Genomic DNA, 26999 nt, shown 5'->3' with positions numbered 1-26999 from the left:
GGGGCATCCGACGCGCCCAGCCTCGAGCGGTCCGTCACGTCTAGAATCGAGCGGTCATGACACTCATCCACGACTGCTCGGTCGAGTCCGAGCTCCTCGCCGGCATGCGCCTGGCCCGTCGCGCCATCGGCAGCGGCGAGCTCGTCGTCATCCCCACCGACACCGTCTACGGCGTCGCCGCCGATGCGTTCAGCGCGGCCGCCGTCCAGCGCCTGCTCGATGCGAAGGGGCGGGAGCGCACGTCGCCGCCGCCCGTCCTCGTGCCCGGCATCCCGACCCTCGACGCCCTCGCCGCAGAGGTGCCCGATGCCGTGCGCTCCCTCGTGGCCGAGTTCTGGCCGGGCGGGCTGACCGTGATCCTCCGAGCGCAGCCGTCGTTGCACTGGGACCTCGGCGAGACGCGGGGCACGGTCGCCCTGCGCATGCCCGACCACCGCATCGCACTCGAGCTGCTCTCCGAAACCGGTCCCCTGGCGGTGTCGTCCGCGAACCTGTCCGGCATGCCGTCGGCGACGACCGCGGGCGAGGCCGCCGACATGCTCGGCGATCGCGTCTCCGTCTACCTCGACGGCGGCGCCGCGGGCGTCGCGTACGAGGCGATCGGCGATCGGCCCGGCGACACGTCGTCCACCATCGTCGATGCGACCGGGCTCGCCGCCGACGGAACGGGCGTGCTGCGCATCGTGCGCGCCGGCGTGATCTCGCGTGAGCGGATCGCGGAGGTCGTGGGGGAGGAGCTGCTCGCGCCGGTCGGCGGGGCGGCTCCCGCCGGCGCGGACGCCGAAGCGGACGCCGGCGTCGGCTCCGAGGCATCCGTCGACGCCGAGCCGGCCGCGGTCGACGCCGAGCCGGCCGACGTCGACTCCGAGCCGGCCGACGTGGTCGCCGGGACGGAGGCCGCCGTCGACGCCGAGCCGACGCCCGTCGACCGGACGGATCCCGCCGCGTCATGACCCTGTTCGTGCTGCTCGCGCTCGTCACGGCGATCGTGACGTTCGCCGGCTCGCTCGTGGTCTGGAAGCTGAGCCTGAAGTACCGGCTCTACCCGAAGATCCGCGAGCGCGACGTGCACACCCGACCGACCCCGCGGCTCGGCGGCATCGCGATGTTCCTCGGAATCCTCGTCGGCTTCGCCGCGGCGGCCTGGATCTCCTCGCTCGGCATCGCGCGCTTCGCGAACCTGCAGATCGTGTTCCAGGACCCGTTCCAGGTGCTCGCGATCCTGCTCGCGGCCGGGCTCATCGTGGCGATCGGAGTGGCCGACGACATCTGGGACCTCGACTGGCTCACGAAGCTCGCCGGCCAGTTCATCGCGGCCGGCCTGATCGCCTGGCAGGGCGTGTCGATCGTCTCGCTCCCGATCGGCGGGCCCGACGGGGGCATCACCGTGGGCTCCTCGTGGATGAGCGCGACGGTGACCGTCTTCACGATCGTGCTCGTGATGAACGCCATCAACTTCATCGACGGGCTCGACGGCCTGGTGGCGGGGGTCGCCCTCATCTCGAGCGGCGTGTTCTTCCTGTACTCCTACCTGCTCGTGCAGCAGACCTCGCCCACGAACTACTTCAACCTCGCGTCGCTGCTCGCCGTCGTCGTCGTGGGGGCCTGCGCCGGCTTCCTTCCCCTGAACTGGCACCGCGCGAAGCTCTTCATGGGCGATGCCGGGGCGCTCCTCGTCGGCCTGCTCATGGCGACCTCCGCGATCGCGGTGACCGGCCAGGTCGACCCGTCGCAGCTCGGCACCGACGAACTGTTCCCGGCGTTCATCCCGATCATCATCCCGTTCGCCGTGCTGCTCATCCCGCTGCTCGACTTCGGGCTCGCGGTCGTGCGTCGCCTGCGGGCCGGCAAGTCGCCCTTCGCGGCCGACCGCAAGCACCTCCACCATCGCCTGCTCGACATGGGCCACTCGCACCTGCACGCGGTGCTCATCTTCTACGGCTGGACCGCGGTCGCCTCGTTCGGCTGCCTCCTCGCGTTCGTCCTGCCCGTCTACTTCGGCATCGACTCCGGCTCGGCCTTCCTCTTCATCGGCATCGGGTTCGTCGTGCTCGCCGCATTCACGCTGGCACCACTCGGCCGGCGCAAGCGCCAGACCGTCGCGGCCGAGGCCGATGCCGACGGCACGCCATCCGCACCCGGCCTCGACGAACTCGCCGCCCCCTCGTCCGGGGCCGACCCGAATCCCGCAACCGTCCCCGACCGCCCGACCCCGGGCGAGCACCCCACAGGAGCCCGATGAGCACCGAACCTCGCGACCCCGCCGACCGCACGCCGACCTCGAATCCGGTACTGCGCCGCGCCCTCGTCTGGGGCGCGGGCATCGCCGCCGGCATCGCCGTGGTGGGCGGCATCCTCGGTTTCGCCTTCGCCGGCACCGACGGGCTCGTGAGCGCCCTGCTCGGCACGCTCCTCGCCGTGGTCTTCATGGGGATCACCGGGGCGAGCATCCTGCTCGCCAACCGCTTCGCCGGATCCGACCTCTTCGTCGGCGCCTTCTTCGGCATCGTGCTCGGCGGATGGCTCGTGAAGTTCATCGTGTTCATCGTGCTGGTGGTGCTGCTGCGGGGGGTCGACTGGCTCGACCCTGTCGTGCTCTTCCTGTCGATCGTCGCGGGCGTGATCGGTTCGCTCGTGGTCGACGTGCTCGTCGTCGCCCGCTCGCGACTGCCCTACGCGAGCGACGCGCAGCTCCCGCCACCCCCGACCGACGACTGAACGACCGACGCCGCCCGAAGGGGCGGCGTCGTCGTTTGCAGGGCTCGCCTCGGCGCCCCGCCGGGTCGTATCGCGAGTCCGGCGGGGTCTCGTCTCCGCTTCGGGCGTGGGCCGGCGCCGGCGCCGCAGCGAGTCATCATCCGCGCCCGTCCGCGCCGTGGCATGCGCCGAACGGCATGCTGCCCGGTCGGCGGCCAGTTCTACAGCGTGTGGCGATTCGGCGGAGCGCCGAAGTCTTGCTACAGTAGGGGCGATCCCCCACGGTTCCGCCCTGCTCAGGCATGGGCACCGGACCGTTTCCATGTTCGTCGACGCGAGAGCTCCGCTCCACGCCCCGAAACAGGAGATAGCGCTGCTAGCTAACGCTGTGAACCTGCTGGTTCCGATTTCAACCGATGATGGTGAATTCCACGGGCCGTCGATCGAGGAGTTCTTCCCCGGCGCCCTCCTGTTCGAGGGCACCCCCTTCGAGATCAACCGCATCATGCTGGTGCGCTTCGTCGCGGTCGCCGCGCTGCTCCTGGTCTTCTGGCTCGGCACGCGCAGCATGCGCGTCGTCCCCGGTCGATTCCAGAGCATCGTCGAGATGGGCCTGGACTTCATCCGCGTGAACGTCGCCGACGACCTGCTCGGCAAGAAGGACGGCAAGCGGTTCCTGCCGATCCTCACCTCGATGTTCTTCCTGATCCTGTTCATGAACCTCACGGGCATCATCCCGGGACTGAACATCGCCGGTACCTCCGTCATCGGCGTCCCGCTCGTGCTCGCGATCGTGTCGTACGTCACGTTCATCTACGCGGGCATCAAGCAGAGCCCCAAGAACTTCTTCAAGAACTCGCTCTTCCCCTCGGGCGTGCCGTGGCCGGTGTACATCATCGTCACGCCGATCGAGCTCATCTCGACGTTCGTCATCCGCCCCGTCACCCTGACGCTGCGACTCATGATGAACATGATCGTCGGCCACCTGCTGCTCGTGCTGTTCTTCGCGGCGACGCAGTTCTTCATCTTCAACCTCGGCGGCTGGTACACCCTGCTCGGCGTCGGCACGCTCGCCTTCGGCTTCGTGTTCACGCTGTTCGAGATCCTCGTCGCCGTACTGCAGGCCTACGTCTTCACGCTCCTCACCGCGGTCTACATCCAGCTCGCGGTGGCGGAGGAGCACTGAGCCAGGGCGCCCGCCCGAAGCAACCCCAAGAAAGGAAACCCAACGTGGACGCAACCACCGTTCTCGCTGCCATCGATGGAAACATCGCGACCGTCGGATACGGCCTCGCCGCCATCGGCCCGGCCATCGGCGTGGGCATCGTCGTCGGCAAGACCATCGAGGGCGTGGCTCGCCAGCCCGAGCTCGCCGGCCGCCTCCAGGTCCTGATGTGGATCGGTATCGCCTTCACCGAGGCGCTCGCCTTCATCGGTATCGCGACCTACTTCATCTTCGTCTGATCGTCCCGTCCCAACTGAGGAGGCCAACGTGCTTCACGCAGTGCTGAGAGCTGCAACCGAGGGCGAGACTCACAACCCGGTGCTGCCCGCGACCTACGACATCGTCTGGTCGGCGGTCTGCTTCGCCATCATCCTCGTCTTCTTCTGGCTGTACGCGCTTCCGCGCATGCAGAAGCTGCTCGACGAGCGCGCCGAGGCGATCGAGGGCAACATCGCGAAGGCCGACGAGGCCCAGCGCAAGGCCGAGGCCGCCCTCGAGGAGTACACCGCCCAGCTCGCCGACGCGCGCGCCGAGGCGGGCAAGATCCGCGAGACGGCCCGCGAGGACGGCAAGAAGATCGTCGCCGAGGCCAAGGAGCAGGCGTCGACCGAGGCCGCCCGCATCAACGCGAGCGCCCAGGCGCAGATCGAGGCCGAGCGCCAGTCGGCGCTCGTGTCGCTCCGCTCCGAGGTGGGCACCATCGCGATCGACCTCGCCTCGGGGGTCGTCGGGGAGTCGCTCTCCGACGACGCCAAGGCCAAGGCCGTGGTCGACCGCTTCCTCGCCGACCTCGAGGCGTCCGAGCAGGCCGCCGCAGGGGGGAAGAAGTAACCCATGGGCAGCGCAACGAGAGTGGCCCTGGCCGGCACGCGAGCAGAGCTCGCGGCGCTCGGCCGGGCCGACCTCCCGGTGGCCGGCGACCTCCTCGCAGCGACCCGGGTGATCGCGGTCACGCCGCAGTTGCGGACCGCGCTCACCGACAACGAGGCCGACGCCGCGCAGAAGACCGAGCTCGTGCAGCGCGTCTTCGGCGGTCGGATCTCCGCGACCGCGGCGTCGCTCCTCGTGAGCGCGGCGTCGCAGCGGTGGTCCTCGCAGGCCGACTTCCTCGACGGGCTCGAGGAGATCGGCTTCCGAGTCGCCGCGGATGCAGCGGGTGACGCGGAGGTCGACGGCGAGCTGTACGCGTTCCAGCGCACGGTCTCGTCCGACGCCGAGCTCGAGCTGGCCCTCGGGTCCAAGCTGGGCTCGTCCGAGGCGAAGGTCGCACTCGTCGAGCGGTTGCTCGGCACGAAGGCCGCGCCGGCGACGACGCTCATCGTCCGCCACCTCGTGCAGTCGCCCCGCGGTCGTCGCATCGGCGAGATGCTGCGCGGCGCGGCATCCGTCGTCGCCGACCAGCGCGGATTCGACGTCGCCACCGTGACGTCGGCCGCCCCCTTGACCGACGACCAGATCGCCCGCCTCGAGCGTACGCTCGGGGCCCAGGCCGGCCGCCGCATCCGCTTCGACGCCATCGTCGACCCCGAGGTCCTCGGCGGTGTGCGGGTGCAGATCGGCGACGACGTCATCGACGGCAGCGTCGCCACCCGCCTCAACGACCTGAGGCAGAAGCTTGCCGGCTGACGCCGGACGACAACGACCGGCGTCCTGCGCCGCGACACACCAGTAGCTGTACAAGCGGTACAGAAAAGGGCCTGGCCCTTCAGAAAAGGAAATGGCAATGGCAGAACTCTCCATCAGCCCCGACGAGATCCGTTCGGCTCTCTCGGAGTTCGCCCGCGACTACGAGCCGGGCGCGGCGCAGAAGACCGAGGTCGGGTACGTCACCGACGCGGCTGACGGCATCGCCCACGTCGAGGGCCTGCCCTCGGTCATGGCGAACGAGCTCGTCAAGTTCGCGGACGGCACGCTCGGCCTCGCCCTCAACCTCGACGAGGACGAGATCGGTGTCGTCGTGCTCGGCGAGTTCACCGGCATCGAGGAGGGCATGGAGGTGACCCGCACGGGCGAGGTCCTCTCCGTGCCCGTGGGCGAGGGATACCTCGGCCGCGTCGTCGACCCGCTCGGCAACCCGATCGACGGCCTCGGCGAGGTCGCCACCGAGGGTCGTCGTGCGCTCGAGCTCCAGGCGCCGGGCGTCATGCAGCGCAAGTCGGTGCACGAGCCGCTGCAGACCGGCATCAAGGCGATCGACGCGATGATCCCCGTCGGTCGCGGCCAGCGCCAGCTGATCATCGGCGACCGCCAGACCGGCAAGACCGCGATCGCGATCGACACGATCATCAACCAGAAGGCGAACTGGGAGTCGGGCGACCCGACCAAGCAGGTCCGCTGCATCTACGTCGCGATCGGCCAGAAGGGTTCGACCATCGCCTCGGTCAAGGGCGCCCTGGAGGACGCGGGCGCGATGGAGTACACCACCATCGTCGCCGCTCCGGCCTCGGACCCCGCGGGCTTCAAGTACCTCGCCCCCTACACCGGCTCGGCGATCGGCCAGCACTGGATGTACGACGGCAAGCACGTCCTGATCATCTTCGACGACCTGTCGAAGCAGGCCGAGGCCTACCGCGCCGTGTCGCTGCTCCTCCGCCGCCCGCCGGGCCGCGAGGCGTACCCCGGTGACGTCTTCTACCTGCACTCGCGGCTGCTCGAGCGTTGCGCGAAGCTCTCGGACGAGCTCGGTGCGGGTTCGATGACCGGCCTGCCGATCATCGAGACCAAGGCGAACGACGTCTCGGCGTACATCCCGACCAACGTGATCTCGATCACCGACGGCCAGATCTTCCTCCAGTCCGACCTGTTCAACTCGAACCAGCGTCCGGCGGTCGACGTCGGCATCTCGGTGTCCCGAGTCGGCGGCGACGCGCAGGTCAAGTCGATCAAGAAGGTCTCGGGCACGCTGAAGCTCGAGCTCGCGCAGTACCGCTCGCTCGAGGCGTTCGCGATGTTCGCCTCCGACCTCGACGCGGCCAGCCGCCGCCAGCTCGAGCGGGGCGCTCGCCTGACCGAGCTCCTCAAGCAGCCGCAGTACTCGCCGTACCCCGTCGAGGAGCAGGTCGTCTCGATCTGGGCCGGCACCAACGGCAAGCTCGACGAGGTCCCGGTCGAGGACATCCTGCGCTTCGAGCGCGAGTTCATCGACTATCTCGGGCGCAACACGTCGGTGCTCTCGGACCTCCGCGAGACCAACGTGCTCTCCGATGAGACGGTCGACACCCTCGAGTCCGAGGTCGACAAGTTCAAGCTCGAGTTCCAGACCGGCGAGGGCAAGCCGCTCGCCTCGGTCGGCAGCGAGAAGTTCGAGGCGATCGACGAGGAAGAGGTCGGCCAGGAGAAGATCGTCAAGGGTCGTCGCTAGTCGATGCCGCCGTCCCTGAGGCTCTCGGGGGCGTGGCCGCACCGGCCGAACCGAGAGCCTCAGGAACAGGAAGCCAGGACACAGGAGAAACATGGGAGCGCAGCTTCGGGTCTACCGCCAGAAGATCAAGTCGGCGCAGACGACCAAGAAGATCACGCGAGCGATGGAGCTCATCTCCGCCTCGCGGATCCAGAAGGCGCAGGCGCGCGTCGCCGCGTCGACGCCGTACTCCGACGCGATCACGCGCGCGGTCTCGGCGGTGGCCAGCTACTCGAACGTCTCGCACGTGCTCACGACCGAGCCGGAGCGGGTCGACCGCGCGGCGATCGTGATCTTCACGTCCGACCGCGGCCTCGCGGGCGCGTTCAACTCGCAGGTCCTGCGCGAGTCGGAGGAGCTCGCCGAGCTGCTCCGCAGCCAGGGCAAGGAGGTCGTGTACTTCCTGATCGGCCGCAAGTCCGTCGGGTACTTCTCGTTCCGACGCCGCGACTACGAGCGCAGCTGGATCGGCGGCACCGACAACCCCGAGTTCGATACCGCCAAGGAGGTCGCGGACGCCGTCCTCGAGGCGTTCCTCCGCGACAGCGCCGACGGCGGCGTCGACGAGATCCACATCGTCTACAACCGGTTCGTCAGCCGCATCACACAGGTTCCGGTCGTCACGCGACTGCTGCCGCTCGAGGTCGTCGAGGCCGAGGAGGAGGCCGCGCCGTCGGGCAAGGCCGAGGTCTTCCCGCTCTACGAGTTCGAGCCCGACGCCGAGACGGTCCTCGACGGACTGCTCCCGGTGTACATCGAGAGCCGCATCTTCAACGCCATGCTGCAGTCGGCCGCCGCGAAGCACGCGGCCACGCAGAAGGCGATGAAGTCGGCCACCGACAACGCCGACAAGCTGATCACGGATTACACGCGACTGGCCAACGAGGCGCGCCAGTCCGAGATCACGCAGCAGATCGCAGAAATCGTGGGTGGAGCGGACGCGCTCTCCTCCTCCAAGTAGCCAAGATTCATCCAGAAGGAAGAGAACATGACTGACACCGCAACCGCGCCAGTCCAGGACACGACGGGCGCCGTCGGCCGCATCGCACGCGTGACCGGCCCCGTCGTCGACATCGAGTTCCCGCACGACTCGATCCCCGAGATCTACAACGCCCTGAAGACCACGATCACGATCGCTGACCAGACGTCGGAGCTGACGCTCGAGGTCGCCCAGCACCTCGGCGACGACGTCGTCCGCGCGATCGCACTGAAGCCGACCGACGGCCTCGTGCGCGGCCAGGAGGTGCACGACACCGGCGCTCCGATCTCGGTGCCCGTCGGCGACGTGACCAAGGGCAAGGTCTTCAACGTCATCGGCGATGTGCTGAACGGCGAGCCCGGCGAGACGATCGAGATCACCGAGCGCTGGCCGATCCACCGCAAGCCCCCGACCTTCGACCAGCTGGAGTCCAAGACCCAGCTCTTCGAGACCGGCATCAAGGTCATCGACCTCCTCACGCCGTACGTGCAGGGTGGCAAGATCGGCCTCTTCGGCGGTGCGGGCGTCGGCAAGACGGTCCTCATCCAGGAGATGATCCAGCGCGTCGCCCAGGACCACGGTGGCGTGTCGGTGTTCGCGGGCGTCGGCGAGCGCACCCGTGAGGGCAACGACCTCATCCACGAGATGGAGGAGGCGGGCGTCTTCGACAAGACCGCGCTCGTCTTCGGCCAGATGGACGAGCCCCCGGGGACGCGTCTGCGCGTCGCCCTCTCGGCGCTCACGATGGCCGAATACTTCCGCGACGTCCAGAAGCAGGACGTGCTCCTCTTCATCGACAACATCTTCCGCTTCACCCAGGCGGGTTCCGAGGTGTCGACGCTGCTCGGCCGCATGCCCTCCGCGGTGGGCTACCAGCCGAACCTCGCCGATGAGATGGGCATCCTGCAGGAGCGCATCACCTCGACGCGCGGCCACTCGATCACCTCGCTGCAGGCGATCTACGTGCCCGCGGACGACTACACCGACCCGGCCCCGGCGACCACGTTCGCGCACCTCGACGCCACGACGGAGCTCTCGCGTGAGATCGCGTCGAAGGGCCTCTACCCGGCCGTCGACCCGCTGACCTCGACGTCGCGCATCCTCGACCCGCGCTACCTGGGCGAGGACCACTACCGCGTGGCGACCACCGTCAAGCAGATCCTCCAGAAGAACAAGGAACTGCAGGAGATCATCGCGATCCTCGGTGTCGACGAGCTCTCCGAGGAAGACAAGATCACGGTGTCGCGTGCGCGCCGCATCCAGCAGTTCCTCTCGCAGAACACCTACATGGCGAAGAAGTTCACGGGTGTCGAGGGATCGACGGTTCCGCTGAAGGACACCATCGAGTCGTTCGACGCCATCGCCAAGGGCGAGTTCGACCACGTCGCCGAGCAGGCGTTCTTCAACGTCGGCCCGATCTCCGACGTCGAGGAGAAGTGGGCGCAGATCCAGAAGGAGAACGGCTGATCATGGCCGCCCTCAACGTGAGCGTCGTCGCGGCCGACCAGGAAGTCTGGTCGGGCGAGGCGGCCATGGTGGTGGCGCGCACCGTCGAAGGCGAGATCGGCATCCTGCCGGGTCACGAGCCGATGCTCGCGATCCTCGCCGGCGGCGAGGTTCGGGTCACCCTGCCCGGCGGTGAGAAGATCACCGCGAACGCAGAGGACGGGTTCCTCTCGGTGCAGTCCGACGCCGTGCAGGTCGTCGCGTCGCGCGCTGCCCTCGCCTGAAGGAGCACGGATGCAGGGGGAGCAGCCGTTCGACCGCCAGTTCGGTGACCTCAGCGTCACCCAGCTCATCGTCATGGCCGGGCTGCCGGGCGCGGGCAAGTCGACGATCGGCGAGATCGTCGGCGCCCGGCTCGGCGCCACGGTCGTGTCGGTGGACCCCATCGAGTCCGCGATCCTGCGCGCCGGGATCGATGCGGACCAGCCGACGGGCCTCGCCGCGTACCTGGTCGCCGAGCAGATCGCGGAGAAGGAGCTCGATTCGGGTCGCACCGTGATCGTCGACGCCGTGAATGCGGCCGAGTCGGCGCGCCTGCAGTGGCGCGACCTCGCCGAGCGAGCCGAGGTTCGCCTCCGCGTCATCGAGGTGGTGTGCTCAGATGCCTCGATCCACAAGGAGCGTCTCGAGAAGCGCGAGCGCAACCTCCCGCACCTCGATGAGACAACGTGGCGCGCGGTGGAACAGAGCCTCGACGGGTACGCTCCCTGGACGGGGCCGAGCTCGGCCCTGCCTCGCGTCACGATCGACAGCGTCGATCCGCTCGGCGTGAACGTCGAGGCCGCCCTGGCCTTCATCGCCGCGTAGTGCTGGTCCTGCTTCCGCCGTCCGAGACCAAGCGCGACGGGGGTGGCGATGACGGGCTGTCGCTCGATGCGCTCTCGTTCGCCTCACTCACCGGGCCACGCCGCGAGGCGATCCGCGCGACATCCGAACTCGCTGCGGATGCCGACGCGATGATGCGCGCGTTGAAGCTCGGGCCGCGGCAGGCCGCCGAGGTCGACCGCAACCGGCGTCTCACGAGCTCGGCGACGATGCCGGCGATCGATCGGTACACGGGCGTGCTCTACGACGCCCTGGATGCGCCGAGCCTGGACCTCTCGGCTCGAGCGTTCGCTGCGCGGCACGTGGCGGTGCACTCGGCACTGCTCGGCCTGGTCGGGGCCGGCGACCCGATCCCCGCCTACCGGCTCTCCCACGATTCCCGCCTTCCCGGGCTCCGGCTGAAGTCGCTGTGGCGTGAGGTGATCCGGGAAGAGCTCGTTCGCCGCGAGGGACTGATCGTCGATCTCCGCTCGGAGGGGTATGCGGATCTGGGCCCTGCACCCGTGCGGTCGGACTCGGTCTTCCTCCGCGTGGTATCGATCGACGGATCCGGCCGCCGGCGCGCGCTGAACCATTTCAACAAGCGGGCGAAAGGGTTGTTCACACGAGCGCTGCTGGAGACCCGACCGTCGCTCGAGTCCGCCGAGGACCTCATCGCATGGTCCACCAGAGCTGGTTTCCGACTCGAACCCGGGGTCGAGCGTCCGTCGTCGCCGATGGAGCTGGAACTCGTCGTCTGACCCCGGTTCCCGCGATCAGCCGCGCGCAGCGGCGGTCGGCGTGCTCGAGCGACCGGAACCGAACTCCGCGCCCGTGCGGGACCGATGGCATCCGGCGAGGTGATCGTCGACCATCCCCATCGCCTGCATGAGCGCGTACATGGTCGTCGGCCCGACGAACCGGAAGCCGAGCGCGCGCAGTCGCCTGCTGAGCGCGGTCGACTCCGCGGTCGTCGCCGGGACGTCGGTGAAGCTCACCGGGGGCGCGGATCGTGGCGCCGGAGCGAAGCTCCACAGCAGCTCGCCGAGCGAGCTCTCGAGTGCGAGCGTCGCCTTGGCGTTGGAGATGGTGGCCTCGATCTTGCCGCGGTGGCGAATGATGCGCGCATCTCCGAGCAGCCGCTCGACGTCGTCGTCGGTCATCTCGGCCACGCGCTCGGGCTCGAAGCCGTGGAACGCCTCCCGGAACGCCGGGCGGCGGCGCAGGATCGTGATCCAGGACAGGCCGGCCTGGAAGCCCTCGAGGCAGAGCTTCTCGAACAGTACGTTCGAATCGTGCTGAGGCGTGCCCCACTCCTCGTCGTGGTAGCGCCGGTACTCGGGGTCGGTCGCCCCCCATGCGCACCGAGCGAGGCCGTCCTCGCCGACCACCACGTCAGGACGGGTCGGCGAACTCACGCCGCGAAGCCGATCTGCTCGTGTCCGAGCAGCCAGAGCTTGGTCGGGATCCCGTTGCCGCCGGAGTAACCGGTGATGCGGCCGTCTGAGGCGAGCACGCGATGGCAACCGATGATGATGGGCATCGGGTTCGCGCCGACGGCGCCCCCGATCGCGCGGGCGGAGCCGGGCTTGCCGACAGCCGCTGCGATGGCGCCGTACGAGGTCGCCTCACCCCAGCCGAGCCGTTGGAGTTCGGCCCACACGGCGCGCTGGAACGGCGTCCCGTCGAGGCGGACGGGGAGGTCGAAGCTCGAACGCCGCCCGTCGAAGTACTGCGCGAGCTGGTCGCGCGCGGAATCGAGGAGGGGGGAGCTTCGCTCGGGGAGGTCGTCGTGCGGGAGCACGCCGTCGCGCTCGATGGTCAGGGATGTGAGCGAATCGTCGTCGGCCTGGAGCTCGATCCGCCCGATGGGGCTGGGGATCCGGATGAGGTACGGGGAGGTCATGGTTCGAGGATAGGCGCGGCATCCGTCATCGACTGGCGGGAATCGGACACCGCGCGCCGTCGCCGCGGAGCGCTGGCTGTGGAGGACGACTCGGCCGCGATCCCGGGCGGCCCGTCCTCCACAACCGGTGGGACTGCCGGCGACCGTCCAGGATGCGGGCGCGAGCCTCCGAGCCTCGCTCGTCCGAGGAGCATGCCCGTATGACGACCATCATCCGTGCCGGTGCGGCGCACGACTTCCTCGCCCTCGTCCCCGTCCTCGCCGGCTACCGCCCCGCTCGCTCGCTCGTCTGCGTCGCGTTCGAGGGCAACCGCACCACCGCCCTGCTTCGACACGACCTGCCCGACGACGACCGTGCCGACGCCCTGGCGACAGCGCTCCTCGGCACTCTGTGCCGCATCCCGCGGGTCGATGCGATCGTGCCCGTCGCCTACGGCGACCAGCCGTTCGTCCGGGGCGACGCCATGCCGAACCGGCGTATCCTCGAGTGCCTCGTCCGTCGAGCCGAGGATGCCGGATTCCTCGTGCGCGATGCGCTGACGGTGGCACCGAACGGCTGGGGCTCGATCTTCGACGACGATCTCCCCGAGGAGGGGATGCCGCTCCGCCTCATCGAGGAGAGTGAGGCCGTGTCCGAGGGCCCGGCCGAGGTGGCCGAATTGGCCGCAGCCGTCGTCGAATCCGCCGGAGATCTCGTCCGCATCGCCGAGCCGGATGACGCGCTGGCGGGCCCGATCCGGGTGATCCTCGAGAAGCTGCCGGCACAGGACGGTCGCGGCGGCGCCGACGACGACGCCGTCATCGACCTCGTCGAGCGGGCGCTCGGAGAGGCGGTCGATCCGCTCGTCCTCGTGGAGCGGGTCGCCGCCGGACGGGGCGACCGGAGTCCGGAGGAGCTCGCCTGGCTGCTCGCCCTGGCGGACCAGCCGCCGATCAGGGACGCGATGATGCTCCAGGCGGCGTTCGGACCGGTCGTCGGCGAACTCGCGCTCGACTCGGCCGAGGACGACTGCGTTCGCCGGAACAGGGATCGCGGACTCGGCGCACCCGGCGATCGGGTCTCGGCGCGGAGTCCCTCGCCGAACGAACACGAGACCGTCGACGAGTTCCTGTCGCGGCTCATGCTCGGGCGCTCGACGATCCGACCCGATGTCGCCCGAGTTCGGGCGACGCTCGAGGTGCTCGGCACCGCAATCGGGAACGCGCCGACCGGCCGCCGCACGGGTGCGCTGTGCGTGGCGGGGTGGCTCGCCTGGACGCTCGGGCGTGGATCCGCCGCTGGTGCGCTGATGGACCTCGCCCTCGGCGAGACGCCCGAGCACACGATGGCCGAACTCCTGCACCGTTTCCTCGCCCTCGGCGAGCTCCCGGAGTGGGCGTTCTCCGACCCGCTTCCGGGCGCGTCACCAGCCGCGGATCACGCCGCGTAGGGGGTTCGGCCTGATGATGAGGTCGGTTCGCGCCGAAGCGCCCGGATCCGTCGGGATCCGGGCGCTTCGGGGTCGCGCTGCAGAGTCAGACCCGGGCGGGAACGAGCAGGTGCTCGCCGCCGTGCCGGTGACCGGTGAACCGCGCGGCGCGCTCGGATGCCTCGGTGAGGACCCCCCGCAGGATCTGCTCGATCTCCTGGAACTCCGGAACGCCGATCGTCAGCGGCGGAGCGAGCTGGATGACGGGGTCCCCACGGTCGTCCGCGCGGCAGTAGAGCCCGGCGTCGAACAGCGCCTTCGACAGGAAGCCGCGCAGCAGGTCCTCCGACTCCTCGTCGTTGAACGTCTCACGGGTCTCGCGATCCTTGACCAGCTCGATGCCGAAGAAGTAGCCGTCGCCTCGGACGTCGCCGACGATCGGGATGTCGCGCAGCTTCTCGAGCTCGGCGCGGAAGAGCGGCGAGTTCTCGCGGACCCGCTCGTTGAGCCCCTCCTCCTCGAAGATGTCGAGGTTCTCGAGCGCGACGGCGGCCGAGACCGGGTGCCCGCCGAACGTGTAGCCGTGGTAGAACGACGTGTCGCCGGTCTTGAACGGCTCGTAGATCTTCTCCGACACGATCGTCGCGCCGATCGGCGAGTACCCCGAGGTCATCCCCTTCGCGCAGGTGATCATGTCGGGCACGTAGCCGTAGGCGTCGCAGGCGAACATGTGCCCGATGCGACCGAATGCGCAGATGACCTCGTCCGAGACGAGCAGGACGTCGTACTGGTCGCAGATCTCGCGCACCCGCTGGAAGTAGCCGGGAGGGGGCGGGAAGCAGCCGCCCGAGTTCTGAACCGGCTCGAGGAAGACGGCGGCGACCGTCTCCGGGCCTTCGAACAGGATCATCTCCTCGATGCGGTTCGCCGCCCACTGGCCGAACGCCTCGAGGTCGTCGGAGGGCGCCCCGACATCGGCGGCGCGGTAGAAGTTCGTGTTCGGCACGCGGAAGCCACCGGGGGTGAGCGGCTCGAACATCTGCTTCATGGCCGGGATGCCGGTGATCGCGAGTGCACCCTGCGGCGTGCCGTGGTAGGCGACCGCGCGCGAGATGACCTTGTGCTTGGTGGGCTGCCCCTTGAGCTTCCAGTAGTACTTCGCGAGCTTGAACGCGGTCTCGACGGCCTCGCCGCCACCGGTGGAGAAGAACACGCGGTTGAGGTCGCCCGGCGCGTAGCCGGCGAGCCGGTCGGCGAGCTCGATCGCGGCCGGGTGCGCGTAGGACCAGATCGGGAAGAAGGCCAGCTCCTCCGCCTGCTTCGCGGCGACCTCGGCGAGCCGGCGGCGACCGTGTCCGGCGTTCACGACGAAGAGGCCCGAGAGGCCGTCGAAGTACTTGCGCCCCTGGGCGTCGAAGACGTGGTGCCCCTCGCCACGCGTGATGATGGGCACGCCGTGCTGCTCCATCGTCGACTGGCGCGAGAAATGCATCCAGAGATGGTCCTTCGCCTTCTGCTGCAGCGCAGCGTCGTCGAAGCCGGCCGTGCCGAGGCGCGCAGCCGTGTCGGGGGTGCTCATCGGGATCTCCTTCCGGGCGGCCCCGCCTCAGCGGGTGCCCCAGTTGTAGAACTGCTTCTGCAGCTTCAGGTAGACGAACGTCTCCGTGGTCTGGACGCCGTCGAGCGTACGGATGCGGGAGTTGAGCAGCGTGATGAGCTGCTCGTCGTCCTCGCAGACGACCTCGGCCAGGAGGTCGAAACTGCCCGCGGTGAGCACGACGTAGTCGATCTCGGGGATGGCCGCGAGCTCCTCTGCGAGCGCGCGGGTGTCGCCGGTCACGCGTATGCCGATCATGGCCTGCCGCGTGAAGCCCAGCTGCATCGGGTCCGTGACCGCGACGATCTGCATGACGCCGGCCTCGGTGAGCCGCTGCACGCGCTGGCGCACCGCGGCTTCGCTGAGGCCGACGGCCTTGCCGATGTCGGCGTAGGAGCGCCGACCGTCTGCTTGGAGTTGCTCGATGATCGCCTTGGAGACGTCGTCGAGCTGCACCGGCTTCTGGCTCGTCGGGCGGTTCCCGTTCGTCATGCGTCCGATCATGACAGTGACATCCGTGAATCACAAGCGATTCCGTCGATTTCAGGGCGATTCTCCACGGATTCCATCGTTTGGCCTCTTCCGTTCGTCGCACTCGTGTGCGAGCATGGTCGGCACCTGCGCCCGGATCCAACCGGTGCGCCCGTGCGCCGCCACGTGGTCGGCCACCCGAGACCGACGGAGGATTCCCGTGACCGAGCTCCTGCGCAACTTCATCGGCGGCGCGTACGTCGACGCGCGCGGCGACGAGACCCTCGACCTCGTCGATCCCGCGACCGAGGAGGTGTACGCGAGCGCTCCGGTCTCGACCGGCGACGACATCGACGCCGCGTACGAGGCCGCCTCGACCGCGTTCGAAGCCTGGGGTGAGACGACTCCGGCCGAGCGGCAGCTGGCGCTCTTCCGCATCGCCGACGCGCTGGAGGAACGGGCCGAGGAATTCGCCGACCTCGAGTCGCAGGACACGGGGAAGCCTCGAGCGAGCCTCGTGGACGACGAGATCCTGCAGTCGGTCGACCAGCTGCGCTTCTTCGCGGGCGCGGCACGGAACCTCGAGGGGCGCGCGGCGGGCGAGTACCTGGCGGACCACACCTCGTACGTGCGTCGTGAGCCGATCGGCGTCATCGGCCAGGTCGCGCCGTGGAACTACCCGCTGAACATGGCGGTGTGGAAGATCGCACCGGCGATCGCCGCGGGCAACACCGTCGTGCTGAAGCCGTCCGACACGACCCCGCTCGCGACGCTGAAGCTCGCCGAGGTCGCCGCCGAGTTCCTGCCCGCGGGCGTCCTCAACGTCGTGACCGGCGACCGCGCGACCGGCGCGGCGCTGCTCCAGCACCCGGCGCCCGAGATGGTCGCCATCACCGGATCGGTTCGCGCGGGCATGGAGGTCGCGCGCGCCGCGGCATCCGATCTCAAGCGGGTCCACCTCGAACTCGGCGGAAAGGCCCCTGCGGTCGTGTTCGACGACGTCGACCTCGCGGCCGCCGCCGAGGGGATCGTCTCGGCCGCGTACTTCAACGCAGGCCAGGACTGCACGGCGGCGACGCGGGTGCTCGTGCACGAGTCGGTGCACGACGAGCTGGTCGCGGCTCTCGTCGAGCGCATCCGCACGAGCGCCCGCACGGGAGGTCCGCGCGAGGACGGCGTGTTCTACGGCCCGCTCAACAACCCGACCCAACTCGCCAACGTGTCGGGCTTCATCGACCGGCTCCCCGACCACGCCGACCTCGCCGTGGGCGGCCGGCGTCAGGGCGACCGGGGCTACTTCTGGGAGGCCACCGTCGTCACCGGCCTGCGTCAGGACGACGAGGCCGTCCAGCGCGAGATCTTCGGCCCGGTGCTCACCGTCCAGCCGTTCCGCGAGGAGCGCGACGCGCTCGCGATGGCCAACGGCGTCGACTACGCGCTCGCGGCATCGGTGTGGACCCGCGACCACGGGCGGGCCATGCGCTTCGCCAAGCACCTCGACTTCGGATGCGTCTGGATCAACACCCACATCCCGTTCGTCTCGGACATGCCGCACGGCGGCTTCAAGCACTCCGGCTACGGCAAGGACCTGTCGCAGTACGGCTTCGAGGACTACACGCGGCTGAAGCACGTCATGAGCTTCATCGGCTGAACCAGCCGCGCGGTGCCAGACTGGACCCCATGGTCGATGGTGCGGTGCGCCGCCGGGACGAGTCCGGTTCCCCGGAATGGGACGTCGTCGTGGGGTCGCGTTTCATCGCGGCCGTCGCGGCACCGGCCCCGGACCGGGTCCTCGCCCGACTCGCGGAGGTCGCCGGCGAGGCGTCGCTCGCACTCGAGCAGCTGGTCGCACGGATTCCACTGGGCGAAGGCCGGGTCGAGCACTTCGCGCTGGTCTGGTGGCCGGAATCCGGTGACCCGCTCACCGCGGTCGTCCGCGGAGCGGCCGTGATCGACCTCGCCTCGCCGGGCGGGGCGCGCCGACTGGACTCCCGGGGCATCACCCCGTGGCACCTCGCGGAGTTCACGGCCGTCACGCGGCTCCGCATCGCCGGCGAGGATTCGCCGCTCGACGAGGTGCGGCAGGCCGGCCTCCGCGGATCGGCCGTGCCGGCTGATCGGGCGGCATTCCGGGCGTCGGCGGTGGAGTGGTCGTGGCGCGACGTCCCGGTCCGCCCCGACTCGCCGGCCGGCGACCCCGAGGTCGACACCCGGCTCGCCCGACCGTGGCGCGGAGTCCGCGAGCGGCGGCCACCCACGTCCGGGGTCCCGACGGCGCCCATGCCGGTCGTCGACGACGACACCGTCCGCTTCGTCCGCGGGAACGCGGCCGACGCCGACACCGTCCTCACGAGTGCGGCGCGAGCCCGCCTCGCCGAGATGCGCCGAGACGACGCGAAGGCGGATGCCGCGGCATCCGCCTCGCCACAGGGCGCCGGCCACGGCAAGTCGACCCTTCGCTACCGGATCGTGGGCGGCGAGGCGGGCGAGGTGTCCGTCCCGGTGCTGATCGGCCGGAGCCCCAGCGCCCCCCGCGTGGCGACCGGCGACGTCGTGCTCGTGCGCGTCGACTCGCCGGCCGGGGTCGTCTCCGCGACGCACCTCGAACTGCGCATGGAGGGCGGGCGACTCGTCGCCGCGGACCTCCGGTCGACGAACGGCACCGTCGTCCGGACGGCGGCGGGGCAGCGCCGCCTCCGGTCCGGCGAGTCGCTCGTGGTCACGCCGGGCACGAGCCTGCAGCTCGGAGGGGATACGATCGTCGAGATCCTCCCGGCGCTCGGGAGCGTCGACGCATGACCTCGATCGGACACTGGGGGACCGGGTGACGCAGATCGGCAACGGCAACAGCCGTCACACGGTTGTGCTGCCCGACGGCACCGAGGTGACGCTCGCCTGGGCGGCCGCCACCGACACCGGACTCCGACGCGCCGTGAACGAGGACAGCTTCGTGGCGCAGGCGCCGCTCTTCGCCGTCGCGGACGGCATGGGCGGCCACGCCGCGGGCGACTTCGCCAGCGCCGCCGTCGTCACCCGACTCGCCGAGCACGGCGGCAAGGCGTCCATCGGCACGGCCGACATCGACGGCGCCCTGAAGCTCGCCGTGCGCGACATGGGGCGTGGCGCCGGGGTCACCGATGAGGGGAGTGGGACGACGGTGACCGGGGTGGCCCTCGGCGTGATCGGCGAGGAGCCCGCCTGGATCGTCTTCAACATCGGCGACTCGCGCGTGTACCGCCTCGTGGGCGGCGCGCTCGAGCAGCTCACCGTCGACCACTCGATCGTGCAGGAACTGGTCGATGCGGGCCAGATCACGCGCGAGGAGGCCGACACCCATCCGCACTCGAACGTGATCACGCGCGCGGTCGGGTTCCACGAGGCGCCGATCCCCGACTACCGGGCCATCCCGCTCGAGGAGGGCATGCGCATCCTCGTCTGCTCCGACGGGCTGACGAAGGAGTTGACGCCCTACGGCATACGTCACTTCCTGATCTCCGGCCGTTCACCGGAGCAGGCCGTGCGACAGCTCGTCGAGGCCGCCGTGGGCAACGGCGGCCGGGACAACGTCACGGTCGTCGTGGTCGACGTGCTCCGGGTGCAACGTCCGTCCACAACGGGCGACCAGGACTGATCCCGTCCGACCCGCCCGACCCTAGAATTGGGGCGATGCCCGCGGTGCCGGTCGCCCGGGCCGCATCGCACCTGAGGCTGGCGGGAGGATCGTGTCGAGGCGACTGCCGTCAACGCCGCCCAACCTGCCCGGGTTCTCGTTCATCCGGGTGCTCGGGTCGGGCGGGTTCGCCGACGTGTTCCTGTACGAGCAGAACATGCCGCGCCGCCTCGTCGCGGTGAAGGTCCTGCTCACCGAGGTCGTCAACGACGAAGTGCGCCAGATGTTCCAGGCCGAGGCGAACCTGATGGCGCAGCTGTCGAGCCATCCGTCGATCCTCACCGTGTACCAGGCGAGCGTCGCCGCCGACGGCCGGCCCTACCTCGTCATGGAGTACTGCTCCGCGACGCTCGGGCAGCGCTACCGGGCCGTCCAGCTCCCGCTCGCGGAGGTGCTCTCGATCGGCGTCCGGATCGCGAGCGCGGTCGAGACGGCGCACCGGCAGGGCGTGCTGCACCGCGACATCAAGCCGTCGAACATCCTGACCACCGCCTACGGGCATCCCGTGCTCTCCGACTTCGGCATCGCCGCGACGCTCGGCCAGGCCGAGGCGAGCGATGCGATCGGGCTGTCCGTGCCGTGGTCGGCCCCGGAGGTCCTCCTCGACGAGGTCGCGGGGACGGTCGCGAGCGAAGTCTGGTCGCTCGGCGCGACCGTGTACTCGCTCCTCGCCGGTCGCAGTCCGTTCGAGGTCCCCGGCGGCGACAACGGCACGGTCGCCCTCGTCGGTCGGATCGAGAAGGCGAAGGTGCCGCCCACCGGCCGACCCGACGTTCCGCGCAGCCTCGAGGCGGTGCTCGCCCGTGCGATGTCCAGGCGGCCGGCCGACCGCCAGGGGAGCGCCCTCGAGTTCATCCGAGACCTGCAGGCGGTCGAGGAGGAGCTCGCCCTCCCGCAGACGCAGCTCGAGGTCGCGATGGACGACTGGGCGCTCGCGACCGCCATCGACCTCGACGAGCGCACGCGCATCGGGGCCGGCACGAGCGTGGCCGCGTCGTCGGGGCGTTCGCGGCGACGCCGGTCCGGGGCGTCCCGCGCGGCGCCGCGCAGCCTCGACCCGCACTCGCAGGGGTCGCTCTCCGGGCGCGGGCGCAGCTCGCCGCCGTCGACCGGGCGACTCATCCTGGGCGTCGCGATCGCCGCCGCGGTCTTCGTCGGGCTCGTCGTCGCCGGACTCCTCACGGTGGCGGGGAGCGCGAGCGACATCCCGGTCGTCGCCGACGTGCGAGCCGGCACCGACGGCGGCACGGTGCAGTTCACCTGGGACGACCCGGGCCTGCGCCAGGGCGACGCCTACATCGTCACCGTGCAGGGGCGGTCCTCCGCACCGCAGCGCGCGGCGGAGTACGCCGTCACCATCGATGAACCGGGCACCGTCTGCGCCACGGTCACCGTCTGGCGCGACGGCAGGACCGGGGAGCCGAGCGCCGAGCGCTGCGCCGAGGTCGACGAGGTGCCGCGATGAACCTGCGGGCCGCGTGGGCACGACGGCGTTCCGCGATCGTGACCGGCGCGTCGGTCACGGCCGTCGTCGCCCTCGTGGCGGGGATCGCGGTGGCATCCGGCGGCTACACGGCCCAGCGCGTCGACCTCGGGGATGCCTCCGTGTGGGTGGCCAACGACGGACTGCAGACCGTCGGACGAGCGAACACCGCCGTGCACGAGCTGAACGCCGTCGTCGACACCGGGGGGACGCGCTCCGAGGTCGTCCAGAGCGGTGCCACGGTCCTCGTCCTCGACCGCGATCGCGCCAGCGTCGGCATCGTCGACCCGACCACGTCGACCGTGACGGCGACCGTCGCGGTTCCCGGTGACGCCGAGCTCGCGCTGGCCGGCGACCGGGTCGTCGTCACCGCGGGCGGCGACCTCTGGGTCTGGCCGGTCGACGAGTTCGCCACCTTCGCAGCCGAGGCCGACCCCGCGCTGTCGTTCGGAGCAGGCTCGACCATCTCGGTCGACGAATCGGGACGCATCCTCGCCTACACGCCGACCACCGGCGTCGTCTCGCGCGTGTCGGCGGCAGACCCCGACCGGACCCAGGCCACCTGGCAGCTCGGACCGCTCGACGACGACGTCGTGACCCAGATCACCTCGGTGGCGGGCAGGTGGGCGATCCTCGACGAGGATGCGTCGGTCGTGACGTTCGAGGGCGGGGCGACGACCTCCCTCGAAGGGCTCGCGGGTCCCGGCGACGAACCGGTCCTCCAGCGGCCCGCGACGGCGGGCGGCGGGGTGCTCGTGTCGACGCGCGAGCGGTTGCTCGAGCTCCCGTTCGACGGCTCCGAACCCGTCGAGCTCGCCGACGGACACGCCGGGGAGCCCGCGCCGCCGTTCGTCCACGGGGGCTGCCGCCACGCGGCGTGGGGCGACGGCACGGCGTGGCGCGAGTGCGACGGCGGCGTCGGCGCCTCGGTGGACCTGCGCGGGGCCGACGGGGCCCTGTCGCCGGACTTCCGGGCCAACGGCGAGACCGTCGTGCTGAACGACCGGCGATCGGGCGCGACCTGGGCGGCATCCGGCGACTACGGCCTGATCGACAACTGGGACGACCTCCTCGCGATCGAACGTGACGACGAGACGGTCGAGCAGAACGATCCGGACGCGACGCCGACGATCGAGAAGGCCCAGGTGGCTCCGGTCGCCCTCGACGACGAGTTCGGCGCCCGCCCCGGGCGGGCCACGCTGCTTCCCGTCCTCCTGAACGACTACGACGCCAACGGCGACGTCCTGGTGGTCTCGGCCGTCGACGGCGAGTTGCCCGACGGTGCCCGGCTCGACCTCGTCGCCGATCGACAGCAGGTGCAGGTGACGCTCGACGATTCGGCCCAGGGCGCGTTCGAGTTCGGCTACACGATCGACGACGGCCGCGGTGGTACGGCTCGGGCCCTCGTCAGCATCACGGTGCGGCCTCCGGAGGAGAACGAGGCGCCCCGCCAGGTGCGCGAGAGCCGGGCGATCGTCGAGCAGGGCGGACGGGTCACGACGGCGGTGCTCGGGGAGTGGGTCGATCCGGACGGCGATCCGATCTTCCTCCGCCGCGCGAGCGTGGACGCGCCGGACCGCGTCTCCTCGACCGCCGACGGCGTCGTGGTGTTCGACGAGGCCGGCGAGGGGGCGTCGCGGACCGTCTCGCTCGCCGTCTCGGATGGACGGGACGAGGGAGTCGGCGCCCTGGTCGTGGCCGTGCGCGCGCCCGGCGAAGCGCCGCTGATCGCCGAGTCGTTCGTGGCGCTCGCCACCGCCGGCGAGGAGATCGAGCTCGAACCGCTCCGCCACGTCCGCGGCGGCACGGGGATGCCCCACCTCACCGCCGTCCCGGCGAAGCCGGAGGCCGTGATCACCCCCGACTTCGATGCCGGGACCTTCCGGTTCCGGACCGAGGACGTGCGCACGCACTACCTGGAGTACACCGTCACCGACGAGGGACGCACCGCCACCGGGCTCGTCCGCGTCGAGGTCTCGGCGCCCCCGGAACGCGACACGACCCCGGTCACGGTGCCCCACACGGCGTTCCTCCGGCTCGAGCAGCCCATGGAGGTCGACGTCCTCGCCTCGGACATCGACCCCACCGGCGGCCTGCTCATCATCACCGGGCTCGCCGACACGATCGACCCCGCGCTCCGGGTCGAGATCGTGGAGCATCGGGTCCTGCGGGTCACGCTCATGCAGCCGCTCGCGACCGGCTCCACCACGTTCGGGTACCGCGTGAGCAATGGCCTCGGCGACGCGACCGGATCGGTCACGGTCGTCGAGGTGCCGAACCCCGAGCAGTTCCAGCCCCCCGTCGCGGTCGCCGACACCGCGTCGGCGCGGACCGGCGACGTCGTCGACATCCCGGTGCTCGACAACGACGAGCATCCCGACGGCGACCGGTTGACGCTCTCGCCCGAGCTCGTCGAGCAGCCCGAGGCCGGGCTCCTGTTCACCTCCGGATCGCGCCTGCGCTACCACGCCCCGGACCGACCCGGCGAATTCGAGGCGGTCTACCGGGTCGAGGGACCCGACGGGCAGTTCGGGACCGCCTCGGTCCGGATCACGGTCCGCGACGCCGACATCGAGAGCAATTCGCCGCCCGTCCCGCGCACCGCGACGGCGCGGGTCCTCGCCGGCGGTACGGTGCGGATCCCGATCGCACTCGGAGGCATCGATCCGGACGGCGATTCCGTGCAGCTGATCGGCCAGGAGTCCAACCCGGAACGCGGCACCGTCGTCGACCGCGGAACGGACTGGCTCGAGTACCGCGCCGGAGACTACTCCGCCGGAACCGATACGTTCGCGTACACCGTCGTCGACGCCCTGGGCGCGCGGGCGACCGGCACCGTGCGGGTCGGCGTCGCGCCCGGCCTGGAGGGTGCGCGGCATCCGGTGGCGATCGAGGACGAGGTGACCGTGCGACCGGGACGCACCGTCGCCGTCCGCGTCCTGGAGAACGACACCGACCCCGACGGATCGGCGCTGCGGCTCACCGGCGTCGAGGCGAACACCCCGGGAGCGGCCGTCGAGCAGGTCGACGACATGGTCGTCGTCGACGTCCCGAGCGGGCCGGGCCTGTACGGCGCGATCTACACCGTCGAGAACGAGCGACAGGCGAGCGCGTCGAGCTACGTGCGCATCACCGCCGACCCCGACGCGCCGCTGAGCCGGCCGGAGGCGGCCGACGTCGCCCTGAGCCTCACCGACGTGCTCGACGAGGAGGAGGTCGACGTCGACGTGCTTGACGAGGTCTTCATCGCCGACGCCGACGCCGCCGACGCGGATGTCGCGCTGGTCCCCGGGTACTCCGACGGGGCGCGCGTGTCCGGCGGCACCGTGCAGATCGCGGTCCAGGACCGGCGTCGCATCGTGCCGTTCTCCGTCGCGCACCCCGACGATCCCGACCTGCGCGCCTACGCGTTCATCTGGGTGCCGGGGCGGGACGACGCGCTGCCGCAGCTGCGCACCGACGCGCCGCCGGTCGAGGTGACGAGCGGCGAGGAGGTCGTCCTCGACCTCGAGGACTACGTCGTCGCCGCGTCCGGCCGGCCGGTCAGGCTCACCGACGCCGCGACCGTTCGTGCGTCCCACTCCGATGACAGCGAGCTCGCCGTCGACGCCGACACCGTCCGGTTCCGGAGCGAGCCCGGATACTTCGGTCCGGCGTCCATCTCCTTCACGGTCACGGACGGCGACTCGGCGGACGACCCCGAGGGGCGCACCGGAACCATCGTCATCCCGATCGAGGTGACGCCGCGGGCCGGCCAGCCGCCCGCGTTCGAGGGGGGCGTCATCGACTTCGAACCCGGACAGGAGAAGGCGATCGACCTCGAACGCCTCACGAGCCTCCCGGGAGGCGACGATGCCGACCTCGAGTTCCGCCTCATCGGGGACCTTCCCGACGGGTTCGGGGCTGCGCTGGACGGCCAGGAACTCCGGGTCCGCGCGTCGGAGTCGACGCTGCAGGGCACCCGCACCTCGATCACGGTCGGCGTCTCGGCCGACGGGGTGGAGGGCACGCCCGGTCGGATCGAACTTCGCGTCGTTCCGTCCACCCGGCCGCTCGCGCGACCTGCTCCGGATGTCGCGGTCGCCCCGCGCGGACTGACGACCGCGGTCGACGTGCTGGACAACGACGCTGCCGGCAACCCGTTCCCCGGCACGCCGCTGCGGGTCATCCGGGTTCGGGGGCTCGGGGCCGAGAACCTGCCGGCGGGACTGACCGTCGTGCCCGACGCGGACCGCTCGCGCCTGTCGGTCACGGTCTCGCCCGGAGCCGAGCCGGTCAACACCACGTTGGAGTACCAGGTCGCCGACGCCACGAACGACTCGAGCCGATACGCATGGGGCACGGTGACCATCTCCGTGCAGGACCGTCCCGACCCCGTCACCGATGCGCGACTGACCGGATTCCGCGACGGCGAGCTCGACCTCTCGTTCGGCGCCGGCGCGTCGAACAACTCGCCGATCGAGGCCTACCGGATCAGCCTGTCGGACCCCGGTGGAGGGGACGAGCTCGCCGCCTCGGAGTGCGGGGCGACCACCTGCACGGTGCCCACGCCCGGCAACGGGCCCGGCGCCGCGGTCGTCGTGCGCATCCAGGCGCGCAACGCGATCGGGCTCGGCGAGGCGGTGCAGCTCCCGACCCCCGTCTGGTCCGACGTCATCCCGCCCGCAGCGTCCGGACTCCGAGCGGTGCCGCTCGACGGCCGGCTGCGAGTCGAGTGGGTTCCCGTCGCGGCCGGTGCGGGAAGTCCCGTCAGCACCTACGTCGTGTGGATCGCCGGTTCCCCCGTCGAGCTCGACGCCGATCGCGCCTGCACGGCGTCCGTCTGCTCGGTCGAGTCGCAGGGGCTGGCCAACGGCGGCTCGGTGGGCATCACGGTGAGTGCGCGGAACGGCGCGCTGCCCGCGCTCGCCGCGTGGACGGAGGCGAGCACGACCGGGACGCCCTTCGGTGCCCCGATCGCCGGCGGGATCTCGGTCGATGCCGATTCCGCGGCGGGGACGGTCGTCGTGTCCTGGCCGCCCTTCGACGGGAACGGCGACGGCATCGGCGGGTACTTCGTGCAGCGCCTGGTCGAGGGGGAGACGGCGGTCCCAGGGGGCGCACAGGCCTGCTCGGTCACGACCCCCGCGCCCGGCACGGTGGTCGCCCCCACCGTGGGCGGCAGCGTGGCCGAGATGGTGCGGGTCGGTCCCGGCGCGTCGAGCGTCCGGTTCAGCGGCACCAACGTCGAGTCGGCGCGATACGGCTTCGTCGTCTGGGGCTGGAACCGTGCCGGATGCGTGTCGACCGACGTGACCACCACCGTGGTGCGCCCGGCGCCGGGCGCGATCCAGGACGTCAACAGCGCGATGGACTGGTCCAACGCGGAGACGTGGGACCGGTACATCGACAGCGTCGACGGCGGCACGAAGCGACTCCAGATCGTCGCGATCGACGGCGCGGGCGCCCGCGTCGGCTCGCCCAAGGACTTCTCGGGCACCGGCTGGTTGCGCCAGCTGCTCAACCGGCCGTTCGGGCAGACGGCGCGCTTCCAGGTGCGCAGTTGCACGGTCTGGGGCACGTGCGGACCATGGTCGGGCACGTTCCCGGGCGATGAGTCGCCGACCCTCACCTTCGCGCTCCCGGGTCGGTCGTACGATGAGGCCACCTCGACCTGGTCGTGGACGGCGGCGCCGGCGAACAACGGCCTCCCGGCCGCCTTCCGGTGCGGGGCCGATGGCGACCGGGTCGGGCGCACGGCCCAGAGCGCGACCTCCTGCCAGGTGGCCGGGGCGAAGCCGGGCGACACCGTCTGGTTGGATGTTGAGGTCGCGGGCGTCACCGCGAGGTTCGAGTCCCGATGAGTCCCACGA

Annotated in this window: 23 protein-coding genes; 19 read left to right on the top strand and 4 right to left on the bottom strand. The window is 70.7% G+C overall.

The window, feature by feature from the left end:
- The first annotated feature begins 56 nt into the window (after positions 1-56).
- The 13 genes from ACSJD1_RS10455 (at position 57) to ACSJD1_RS10395 (ending at position 11372) form a co-directional block, all read left to right on the top strand.
- Entirely contained in the window at positions 57-953 is an 897-nt protein-coding gene (locus tag ACSJD1_RS10455; protein WP_438855248.1) for an L-threonylcarbamoyladenylate synthase, read from the top strand.
- Complete coding sequence (locus tag ACSJD1_RS10450) at positions 950-2242, top strand: MraY family glycosyltransferase (RefSeq protein WP_438855247.1); 1293 nt, start codon at positions 950-952, stop codon at positions 2240-2242. The genes ACSJD1_RS10455 and ACSJD1_RS10450 overlap by 4 nt, the downstream gene beginning before the upstream one ends.
- The gene (locus tag ACSJD1_RS10445) at positions 2239-2718 is read left to right on the top strand and encodes a hypothetical protein (protein ID WP_438855246.1); all 480 of its coding nucleotides are present in this window, start codon (positions 2239-2241) and stop codon (positions 2716-2718) included. Before ACSJD1_RS10450 ends, ACSJD1_RS10445 begins: the two co-directional genes overlap by 4 nt.
- A gap of 367 nt (positions 2719-3085) precedes the next feature.
- Positions 3086-3883: a F0F1 ATP synthase subunit A gene (gene atpB / locus ACSJD1_RS10440; protein ID WP_438855245.1), complete on the top strand. Its 798-nt coding sequence runs from the start codon at positions 3086-3088 to the stop codon at positions 3881-3883.
- 44 nt (positions 3884-3927) lie between these two features.
- Complete coding sequence (gene atpE / locus ACSJD1_RS10435) at positions 3928-4161, top strand: ATP synthase F0 subunit C (protein WP_438855244.1); 234 nt, start codon at positions 3928-3930, stop codon at positions 4159-4161.
- A gap of 28 nt (positions 4162-4189) precedes the next feature.
- Positions 4190-4753 carry a F0F1 ATP synthase subunit B gene (locus ACSJD1_RS10430; protein WP_353815489.1) on the top strand — a complete coding sequence of 188 codons (564 nt, stop codon included), beginning with the start codon at positions 4190-4192 and terminating at the stop codon, positions 4751-4753.
- A 3-nt stretch (positions 4754-4756) separates the two neighbouring features.
- Positions 4757-5548, top strand: coding sequence for a F0F1 ATP synthase subunit delta (locus ACSJD1_RS10425; RefSeq protein WP_438855243.1), 792 nt, complete (start codon positions 4757-4759; stop codon positions 5546-5548).
- Between the two features lie 97 nt (positions 5549-5645).
- Positions 5646-7283 carry a F0F1 ATP synthase subunit alpha gene (gene atpA / locus ACSJD1_RS10420; RefSeq protein WP_438855242.1) on the top strand — a complete coding sequence of 546 codons (1638 nt, stop codon included), beginning with the start codon at positions 5646-5648 and terminating at the stop codon, positions 7281-7283.
- Positions 7284-7374: 91 nt separating this feature from the next.
- A complete protein-coding gene (locus tag ACSJD1_RS10415; RefSeq protein WP_376927819.1) occupies positions 7375-8283 on the top strand; it encodes a F0F1 ATP synthase subunit gamma in 909 nt (302 codons plus the stop codon).
- A 27-nt stretch (positions 8284-8310) separates the two neighbouring features.
- Positions 8311-9768, top strand: a complete 1458-nt coding sequence (atpD, locus tag ACSJD1_RS10410) for a F0F1 ATP synthase subunit beta (RefSeq protein WP_438855241.1) — start codon at positions 8311-8313, stop codon at positions 9766-9768.
- A gap of 2 nt (positions 9769-9770) precedes the next feature.
- Entirely contained in the window at positions 9771-10031 is a 261-nt protein-coding gene (locus ACSJD1_RS10405; RefSeq protein WP_438855240.1) for a F0F1 ATP synthase subunit epsilon, read from the top strand.
- Between the two features lie 10 nt (positions 10032-10041).
- Positions 10042-10614, top strand: a complete 573-nt coding sequence (locus ACSJD1_RS10400) for an AAA family ATPase (RefSeq protein WP_438855239.1) — start codon at positions 10042-10044, stop codon at positions 10612-10614.
- Positions 10614-11372 (top strand): YaaA family protein, encoded by a 759-nt coding sequence (locus ACSJD1_RS10395; RefSeq protein ID WP_438855238.1) that lies wholly within the window; start codon positions 10614-10616, stop codon positions 11370-11372. The genes ACSJD1_RS10400 and ACSJD1_RS10395 overlap by 1 nt, the downstream gene beginning before the upstream one ends.
- 15 nt (positions 11373-11387) lie before the next feature.
- On the opposite strand, the gene ACSJD1_RS10390 is transcribed toward ACSJD1_RS10395, so the two are convergent.
- Complete coding sequence (locus ACSJD1_RS10390) at positions 11388-12029, bottom strand: DNA-3-methyladenine glycosylase I (RefSeq protein ID WP_438855237.1); 642 nt, start codon at positions 12027-12029, stop codon at positions 11388-11390.
- The gene (locus ACSJD1_RS10385; protein ID WP_438855236.1) at positions 12026-12517 is read right to left on the bottom strand and encodes a methylated-DNA--[protein]-cysteine S-methyltransferase; all 492 of its coding nucleotides are present in this window, start codon (positions 12515-12517) and stop codon (positions 12026-12028) included. Before ACSJD1_RS10385 ends, ACSJD1_RS10390 begins: the two co-directional genes overlap by 4 nt.
- A gap of 200 nt (positions 12518-12717) precedes the next feature.
- On the opposite strand from ACSJD1_RS10385, the gene ACSJD1_RS10380 reads away from it, so the two are divergent.
- Positions 12718-13947 (top strand): DUF4192 family protein, encoded by a 1230-nt coding sequence (locus ACSJD1_RS10380; RefSeq protein WP_438855235.1) that lies wholly within the window; start codon positions 12718-12720, stop codon positions 13945-13947.
- Positions 13948-14032: 85 nt separating this feature from the next.
- On the opposite strand, the gene ACSJD1_RS10375 is transcribed toward ACSJD1_RS10380, so the two are convergent.
- Both ACSJD1_RS10375 and ACSJD1_RS10370 read right to left on the bottom strand, forming a co-directional pair.
- On the bottom strand, positions 14033-15505 hold the full coding sequence (locus ACSJD1_RS10375) for an aspartate aminotransferase family protein (protein ID WP_438855234.1): 1473 nt from the start codon (positions 15503-15505) through the stop codon (positions 14033-14035).
- Between the two features lie 27 nt (positions 15506-15532).
- Entirely contained in the window at positions 15533-16015 is a 483-nt protein-coding gene (locus ACSJD1_RS10370) for an Lrp/AsnC family transcriptional regulator (RefSeq protein ID WP_438855233.1), read from the bottom strand.
- Positions 16016-16208: 193 nt separating this feature from the next.
- Here ACSJD1_RS10370 and ACSJD1_RS10365 point away from each other — a divergent pair, with 193 nt between their 5' ends.
- The 5 genes from ACSJD1_RS10365 (at position 16209) to ACSJD1_RS10345 (ending at position 26990) form a co-directional block, all read left to right on the top strand.
- A complete protein-coding gene (locus ACSJD1_RS10365) occupies positions 16209-17645 on the top strand; it encodes a gamma-aminobutyraldehyde dehydrogenase (protein WP_438855486.1) in 1437 nt (478 codons plus the stop codon).
- A 29-nt stretch (positions 17646-17674) separates the two neighbouring features.
- Entirely contained in the window at positions 17675-18793 is a 1119-nt protein-coding gene (locus tag ACSJD1_RS10360; RefSeq protein WP_438855232.1) for an FHA domain-containing protein, read from the top strand.
- A gap of 25 nt (positions 18794-18818) precedes the next feature.
- Entirely contained in the window at positions 18819-19625 is an 807-nt protein-coding gene (locus tag ACSJD1_RS10355) for a PP2C family protein-serine/threonine phosphatase (protein WP_438855231.1), read from the top strand.
- A gap of 91 nt (positions 19626-19716) precedes the next feature.
- Positions 19717-21129, top strand: a complete 1413-nt coding sequence (locus ACSJD1_RS10350; RefSeq protein WP_438855230.1) for a serine/threonine-protein kinase — start codon at positions 19717-19719, stop codon at positions 21127-21129.
- The gene (locus ACSJD1_RS10345; protein ID WP_438855229.1) at positions 21126-26990 is read left to right on the top strand and encodes an Ig-like domain-containing protein; all 5865 of its coding nucleotides are present in this window, start codon (positions 21126-21128) and stop codon (positions 26988-26990) included. Before ACSJD1_RS10350 ends, ACSJD1_RS10345 begins: the two co-directional genes overlap by 4 nt.
- Positions 26991-26999 lie beyond the last annotated feature (9 nt).

Origin of the sequence: Agromyces excoecariae (assembly GCF_051715505.1) — a bacterium.
Taxonomy (GTDB): Bacteria; Actinomycetota; Actinomycetes; order Actinomycetales; family Microbacteriaceae; genus Agromyces.
Note: the sequence above shows the minus strand (reverse complement) of the source record. Positions and strands in the feature narration are given on the sequence as shown.

Coding starts and splice junctions, on each gene's coding strand:
- ACSJD1_RS10345 (WP_438855229.1), top strand. CDS start 21,126: ATGAACCTGCGGGCCGCGTGGGCACGACGGCGTTCCGCGATCGTGACC.
- ACSJD1_RS10405 (WP_438855240.1), top strand. CDS start 9,771: ATGGCCGCCCTCAACGTGAGCGTCGTCGCGGCCGACCAGGAAGTCTGG.
- ACSJD1_RS10370 (WP_438855233.1), bottom strand. CDS start 16,015: ATGACGAACGGGAACCGCCCGACGAGCCAGAAGCCGGTGCAGCTCGAC.
- ACSJD1_RS10400 (WP_438855239.1), top strand. CDS start 10,042: ATGCAGGGGGAGCAGCCGTTCGACCGCCAGTTCGGTGACCTCAGCGTC.
- ACSJD1_RS10455 (WP_438855248.1), top strand. CDS start 57: ATGACACTCATCCACGACTGCTCGGTCGAGTCCGAGCTCCTCGCCGGC.
- ACSJD1_RS10380 (WP_438855235.1), top strand. CDS start 12,718: ATGACGACCATCATCCGTGCCGGTGCGGCGCACGACTTCCTCGCCCTC.
- ACSJD1_RS10415 (WP_376927819.1), top strand. CDS start 7,375: ATGGGAGCGCAGCTTCGGGTCTACCGCCAGAAGATCAAGTCGGCGCAG.
- ACSJD1_RS10450 (WP_438855247.1), top strand. CDS start 950: ATGACCCTGTTCGTGCTGCTCGCGCTCGTCACGGCGATCGTGACGTTC.
- atpA (WP_438855242.1), top strand. CDS start 5,646: ATGGCAGAACTCTCCATCAGCCCCGACGAGATCCGTTCGGCTCTCTCG.
- ACSJD1_RS10375 (WP_438855234.1), bottom strand. CDS start 15,505: ATGAGCACCCCCGACACGGCTGCGCGCCTCGGCACGGCCGGCTTCGAC.
- ACSJD1_RS10445 (WP_438855246.1), top strand. CDS start 2,239: ATGAGCACCGAACCTCGCGACCCCGCCGACCGCACGCCGACCTCGAAT.
- ACSJD1_RS10425 (WP_438855243.1), top strand. CDS start 4,757: ATGGGCAGCGCAACGAGAGTGGCCCTGGCCGGCACGCGAGCAGAGCTC.
- atpD (WP_438855241.1), top strand. CDS start 8,311: ATGACTGACACCGCAACCGCGCCAGTCCAGGACACGACGGGCGCCGTC.
- ACSJD1_RS10385 (WP_438855236.1), bottom strand. CDS start 12,517: ATGACCTCCCCGTACCTCATCCGGATCCCCAGCCCCATCGGGCGGATC.
- ACSJD1_RS10360 (WP_438855232.1), top strand. CDS start 17,675: ATGGTCGATGGTGCGGTGCGCCGCCGGGACGAGTCCGGTTCCCCGGAA.